Genomic DNA, 6,253 nt, shown 5'->3' with positions numbered 1-6,253 from the left:
CGAGATCCTCGCCAAGGTCCGACTCGTCCAGACCAGCGTGAAGAAACTCGTCAATAACAACTCGAAGTAACTCAATCAGGGTCACGAGACACTAGCGGCCTGGATCGGGAATCCGGAAGACCTCGACGTGCACCAGGTGCCGCGACTACGGAGCCGAGGCGCTCTCACGCGGGACGGTCACGCGTCGGCTCGCACACGAGCCGTTCGGTCACCGACCCACGACGCTGCTGGTGCGGGTCCGTCGCCGGCGGTGCGACGGGTGCGGCCGTTCTTGGAGGGGCACCGGGTGCTGATCGACGATCCCGGCCGGTTCGACGGGGCGAATTCCCCCGGGACCGTCGCCGAGCCTCTGACCCGACGTCCCGGCCGACACCGTAAACCGATCGGTTTACTTTTCTCTCGAATCGAGTTAACCTCACCGTATGAGCACCGAAGTGAAGGCGAGTCCCCGGGAGCGGCTCCTGGAGGCGGCGGCCACGCTCACCTACCGGGACGGCGTCGGTATCGGCATCGAGGCACTGTGCAAGGCGGCTGGGGTGTCCAAGCGCTCCATGTACCAGTTGTTCGGGAGCAAGGACGAACTGCTGGCGGCGAGCCTGGAGCGACGCGCTTCGGCCTTCGTGACGACGCTCCTGCCCGCCGTGGACGACGGTCGTTCACCCCGCGAGCGGATCCTGCACGTCTTCGAGCAGGTGGAGCTGCAGGCGGGTGCGCCCGGCTTCCGGGGCTGCCAGTACCTGGCCGTGCAGATCGAGCTCAAGGATCAGAGTCACCCCGCGAGCCGAGTGGCCCACCGGGTCAAGGGAAACCTGACGGCCTTCTTCCGGACCGAGGCCGAACAGGGCGGTGCGAGCGATCCCGACCTGCTGGCCCGACAGCTCAGCCTGGCCTTCGACGGCGCCAGCGCCCGTGCGGGTATCGGAGCCGACAACCTCAACGGGCTCATCGCCCCCACGGTGGCCACCCTGCTCGATGCGGCAGGCGTGCGCTGACGCATCAGCTTGTCGAGCAGGCCCGGCGACCGATGCGCCCGCGGGGCTGACGCCCACCTCCGGCACCCGGGGGCATCGAGGTGACCGGCCGCGTCAAGGCGGTGTCTTCGCCGCCGCGGGCAGGTCGTGGGCGGAGCCGAGGACCGCGGCCGGTTCGTACCGGCCGCGGGTGCCCTTGTCCTGCCTCACCGCAACGCCCTTCTCCATCTTGTTGACGGCTTCCGGAGGGTGCGCGCGGGCCCCATGACCGCCTGCCTGACGGGAGGCGCTACCAACGGACTCCCGGTCACAGCGGTCGCTTGACTACGGCTTTAGGAGGTCAGCTGCCGGAGCATCTCGGCCGAGTCGTGCAGGTTCGTCATCTGGACGAATCGACCGTCACGGACCTTGTAGATGGCGTACTCGACGATCTTGAACGAGGCACCGGAGGCTGGGACACCGAGCCACTCCTTCACCGGGGTGCCGGTGTTGATGGCGCGGACGGCGATGCCGTCCCGGTCGAACAGCAGTTCGTCAATCTCCCAGTGAATGTCCGGAACGGCGTCGACGATCCCCTTCAGGACCGTGACGACGTCGTCGCGGGTGCCGGGCTGGCCGCCGAGCAGCACGTCGTCGTTGATGAACTCGTCCATGCGGTCGAGCTCATGGGCGTTGAGCGCCTCGATGTAGCGCATGTACCAGCCGCGCAGATCACTCTCAGTCATGATGTTCCTCTTTCCCTTGCGCCGTAAAGAGCGGTCTGAACTGTTCAAACTTCCGCATCGATCGATGCAGAATGCGACAGTATCAGATTCGGTACCGATCGGTGCCAAAGCTGTACGGCAGTAGAGACCCCCGAGGTCGACGGTGAGGTCACGGAGGGCGACGACCTCGCAGAATGTCGGTCGGGGCCGTCGGAACACGGGTCCTCGCGTGACGTCGGGTTGGTGATCAATGGCCGCGCTGGAAGCTCGGTTGCGTTCACCGGGGTTCCAGCGGCTGGGTTCCCGGATGGGCGCCGGCGCGCCGCTCGCCACGTAGGACGCCGCGTTCTCTGCGCCCTACTCCGGCGCGTCGACGTAGTTGATCACGTCGCTCGCGCCGAGTTCGATCAGTCGCGCGGCCTTCTTCTCGCTGGATGCCGTGGCGATCACCCGGGCACCCTTGGTGCGGGCGAACAGCGAGGCGTCGCCAGTCCCCCTGGTCCAGCACGGCGTCCCGGGGCCGACGCAAGCACACCACGGCGGCGCGGATCCTCGCCCCTCTGGTTGACGAGGCGCCTGAGCACGTGGCACCGCGTCTGCTGCTCGCCCGGTCCTCCTACCACTCGCCACAGCTGGGGCGAGCCGAGGCCGAGGCGCACAGGGTCATCGATCTCAACTCGTCGAGCAGTACGCCCACCTGATGCTGGACCGCACGCTTGTGCGGCAGAGCCACGGCGCCGAGGTGGCAGCGCCGCTGCGGCCGGCGGCGCTCGCGGGTGACTTCAGCGAGGCCCGAGTCTTCCGCCTTCCCCCTCCCGGGGCGCCGGTGAGGGTGTCGGCGGATTCTCCGGTCCCCGGGAGGCGTCAGGAAAAGCCCATCACAGGACAGGGATGTCAAGGGTCGGCGAGCAGCCGCCGGCGCCACAGGAAGGACATGCGAGACCCATGAAATCCTGACGATTCCACGGAACCGGCGAGCCGCTGACGCTGGATGAGGTGGACGCGCCGCACGCGGGTCCGGGCGAGGTCGTCGTCGACATCAAGGCCGCCGGCCTGTGCCACTCGGATGTGAGCGCGCTCGACGACCCGACGTGGATGAAGTCGTTCCCGCGCCTGCCGATGAGGCTCGGGCACGAGAACGCCGGCGTGATCAGCGAGGTCGGCCCGGGGATGGACCACTGGAAGGTGGGTGACCGGGTGGGACTGGCGATGCCCGACGGCGACGCCATCGACTACGGCGCCTGGGACGGCGGTCACGGGCCCAAGGTGCGCGCCACGGACGCGAACCTGGTGCGGCTGCCGGACGAACTCTCCTTTGCGATGGGGGCGATGGCGACCGACGCCGGCCTCACCTCCTACCACGCCATGGTCGCGCGCGGCGGGGCGAAGAAGGCCATGCGGGTCGGGGGCATCGGCCTCGGAGGTCTCGGCTACATCGGCGCCCACATCGCCGTACTCAAGGGAGGTCTACGCGGCCGAACTGAACCCGGAAACCCGTGAACTGGCCGCCGAAATCGAGCTGGCCGACGTAGCGGAGTCCATCACCGAGTTTGCGGACAAGGACCTGGAAGTGATCGTGGACTACGCCGGATTCGACACCAGGCCAGCGGCGCCCGATTTGACCGGAGGGTGTCTCCGGTTTATGGTGGAGGCAATTCGGAGACAGCCTCCGTTTTCTTCGGGTCGCCGGATGGGAAGACTGCGGGAGGGCGTATGCACACCAGGGAGCAACAGGGGCGCAAGCCTCGCGCCGACGTCCAGCGCAATCGTGCGGCCCTCCTGGAAGCCGCCCAGCGCCATTTCCTGCGGGACGGCGTCGGCACATCGCTGGAAGCAGTCGCCAAGGAGGCGGGTGTCGGACCGGGAACGCTGTACCGGCACTTCCCCACCCGTGAGGCCCTGCTGGCGGCCGTCCTCCAGTCCCGCACCGAGGAACTGGAGGCCCGCCGGGCGGACATCGCCGGTATCGACGACGCCGGCACGGCGCTGACGCGGTGGCTGCGGGCGATGGAGGACTACCTCAGCGCCTACAGCGGACTGCCGGAACCCCTCATGACGGCGACCCGGGCGCAGGACCCGGACAATCCGCTCACCGTCCCCTGCGACGAACTCATCGCCACGACCGACGAGTATGTGCAGGCCGCGCAGCGCACAGGGTACGTACGACCGTCGGTGACGGGCTACGACCTGTTCCTCGCGGCCTGCTCGGCAGCCTGGATCAAGGGCACCGGCGTCACCGGGGAATCGCTCGACCGGCTGCGGGCGCTCATCGCCAACGGATACCGCGAGCCGGACGACCGCACCTAGCGGTCGGCAACTCGCTCAAGGCCGGGCCGCCGAAAGGCCCCGGCGCCACACGGGATCGGGCCAGGTCCGGCGGTCCCGCTGCACCGTCATCACATCGCGCCCCCTCAGGGGGGTGGCATGACCCTCGAAGGGATAAATCATGAAAATTACTGTCATAGGAGCTGGAGCCATCGGCGGAAATCTGGCCCGCAAGCTGAGCCTGGCCGGTCACGACGTCCAGGTGGCGGACGCCCGGGGCGCCGAGGCCGTTGCGGCCGAGGTGCTGGAGGCAGGCGCCCGCGCGGTGGCCCTGGACGAGTCGGCCGAGGGCAGGGACGTGATCATCCTGTCGATCCCGTTCGGGGTGCAGGGGCAGTTGGCCGATCTGTTCGCCTCGGTGTCCGCCGAGACCGTGGTCATCGACACCTCGAACTACTACCCGCACCTCGGCGGGCGGATCGAGGAAGTGGACTCCGGCATGGTGGAGAGCATGTACGTCTCCGAGCTGTTGAGACGGCCCGTGGTCAAGGCGTGGAACGCCGCCCTGGCCGAGACCCAGCGGACCAGGGGTGTCCCTGCGGGCACTCCGGGCCGTATCGCGATCCCGGTGGCCGGCGACTCCGCGGAGGCCAAGAAGGTGGCCATGAGCCTGGTCGACGACACCGGCTTCGACCCTTACGACGCAGGCCCCCTGGCCGACTCGTGGCGCCAGCAGCCGATGGGTCCCGCCTACTGCACCGAGCTGACCCTCGACGAGCTGCCCGCCGCCCTGGCAGCGGCCGAACGCGCCAAGGACACGGCCGTACGCGACAGCATGCCCGAGCGCTTCGCAGCCCTCCCGGCCAACCCCGGCCTGGACGACGTCGTCGAAATGAACCGCGCCGCCCACCGCTGACACCCCGCCCATCCACAGGGCGACGCCCGCACGTGCCCCTGGCGCAGCGGCCCCGCGCGGCTGCCCACCGGTCACACAGGCGCATCGACACCACAGCGCCTTCTCCGCAGCCGCAGCCGACTCGTCGGGCGGAGGGCACGGCATCCTGTCCGTCAGCGCCGTGGTCGCAGACACCGAGGCCGAGGCTCGGCGCCGACGTGCACGCGCTCGTCAAGACTGGCCGGCGGCAGCGGGCCCTCGTATGTTCCTGACGGGCCTCTTCGTCTCACCGCGCTACCACGCACCTGTCACGGATTGAGCAGGCTTCTCCGGACCAGAGGGTGCTGAGTTGGAATTGTGCGCCTGCTACGGACTGGTTCGGCCCCACCTGGACACCTTCTACGACCTGTGCCAGGTGGTACCCAGTGACCTGCCTTGACACGGCGCTCGGCTTGCGGCGTCCTCGCTCGTACGGGGGCCCGACCGCCCGGGACGGCGTCTGCGGTCGGCGCGCGGCGGGGGGCGACGAGGGGCGGCGTGGTGGGAGGTGCCCGGCGGGCGGGCCGGTGAAGGGGGTCGGTGGGTGGAGTGGGCGGGCGGCCGGCAGGGTGCTCGCGGCGCGCGGGTTGTCACACAATGGTGGGGTCCGGGCCTTGCCCGGAGGGGATCGCGGCCCGATTCCGGCGGGCCGGGATCCCCGTCGGACGGCCGGGTCAGAACTTGCCGTCGCGGTCCTTGACCACCCGGAAGCTGCCCACCACTGCCTTCTCCTCGTCGAAGAAGCCGTCATTGGACCGCGGGTTCACGCCGTCGCTGGAGCTGTGCGGCCCGACCGTGGCGATGGGAGCGCCGTTGTCGCAGACCGCACCGCGGAAGACCTCGACGGTACGGCGGGTGTCGTTGCGGATGTTCAGGCTCTTGGCGCCCAGTCCGCTGACCACGGTGATGCAGCCGCCCGGGTGGGCGGAGTACGACCGCTCGTTGATGTGGATCAGACCCTCCTCGTCGAAGCCCTTGCCCCGGCCCTCGTTGCCCTCATTGCCCTCATTGCCCTCGTTGCCCTTTCCGGAACCGGCGAGGGGCGCCTGGGCGGGGGCCGCCTGGCCCGGAGCGGAGGCGGCCGAGGCGTAGGTGATGCCGGTCGCGGCCAGGGCCGCGGCGGCCGCGATACCGGCGGTGACGGCAGTGGAGCGGGTCATCAGCATGCAACGTCTCCTGTCTGAGAGGGCCGGCTGCGCAGCCGGCGCATGACTGAACGCACAAACAGCTCACATGACTGCCATGTCGGATATGTCGCCAGGCTGCCGTCGGCGAGCCGAACGAGGGACCCGCGACGCCCGCACACCCTCTCGCCGACAGCAGACGAGCCGTCAACTCCCTTCGAAATCGGGGAATTGACGGGAAGTTAGCCCTTTGAG

6 protein-coding genes and 1 pseudogene are annotated in these 6,253 nt (G+C 69.1%); 5 read left to right on the top strand and 2 right to left on the bottom strand.

Annotated elements, in window-relative coordinates; translation table 11 throughout:
- Positions 1-137: 137 nt before the first annotated feature.
- Positions 138-278, top strand: a pseudogene (locus tag ACIRFL_RS25615) (ISL3 family transposase); the annotation flags it as partial.
- Positions 279-422: 144 nt separating this feature from the next.
- Positions 423-992 (top strand): TetR/AcrR family transcriptional regulator, encoded by a 570-nt coding sequence (locus tag ACIRFL_RS25610; RefSeq protein ID WP_404032640.1) that lies wholly within the window; start codon positions 423-425, stop codon positions 990-992.
- A gap of 311 nt (positions 993-1,303) precedes the next feature.
- Here the strand turns inward: ACIRFL_RS25610 and ACIRFL_RS25605 are convergent, their stop codons facing one another.
- Entirely contained in the window at positions 1,304-1,696 is a 393-nt protein-coding gene (locus ACIRFL_RS25605) for an ester cyclase (RefSeq protein ID WP_404032637.1), read from the bottom strand.
- 975 nt (positions 1,697-2,671) lie between these two features.
- Here ACIRFL_RS25605 and ACIRFL_RS25600 point away from each other — a divergent pair.
- The 3 genes from ACIRFL_RS25600 to ACIRFL_RS25590 all read left to right on the top strand — a co-directional run bounded on the left by ACIRFL_RS25600 (position 2,672) and on the right by ACIRFL_RS25590 (position 4,856).
- Positions 2,672-3,175 (top strand): alcohol dehydrogenase catalytic domain-containing protein, encoded by a 504-nt coding sequence (locus ACIRFL_RS25600; RefSeq protein ID WP_404032634.1) that lies wholly within the window; start codon positions 2,672-2,674, stop codon positions 3,173-3,175.
- 213 nt (positions 3,176-3,388) lie between these two features.
- A complete protein-coding gene (locus tag ACIRFL_RS25595) occupies positions 3,389-3,982 on the top strand; it encodes a TetR/AcrR family transcriptional regulator (RefSeq protein ID WP_404032632.1) in 594 nt (197 codons plus the stop codon).
- A gap of 139 nt (positions 3,983-4,121) precedes the next feature.
- Positions 4,122-4,856 carry an NADPH-dependent F420 reductase gene (locus ACIRFL_RS25590; protein ID WP_404032629.1) on the top strand — a complete coding sequence of 245 codons (735 nt, stop codon included), beginning with the start codon at positions 4,122-4,124 and terminating at the stop codon, positions 4,854-4,856.
- A 692-nt stretch (positions 4,857-5,548) separates the two neighbouring features.
- On the opposite strand, the gene ACIRFL_RS25585 is transcribed toward ACIRFL_RS25590, so the two are convergent.
- Entirely contained in the window at positions 5,549-6,034 is a 486-nt protein-coding gene (locus ACIRFL_RS25585) for a hypothetical protein (protein WP_404032626.1), read from the bottom strand.
- Between the last annotated feature and the right edge of the window lie 219 nt (positions 6,035-6,253).

Source organism: Streptomyces sp. NPDC102462 (assembly GCF_044765425.1).
Taxonomy (GTDB): Bacteria; Actinomycetota; Actinomycetes; order Streptomycetales; family Streptomycetaceae; genus Streptomyces.
The sequence above is the reverse complement of the archived record's forward strand: the minus strand, read 5'-3'. Positions and strand labels throughout refer to the sequence as shown.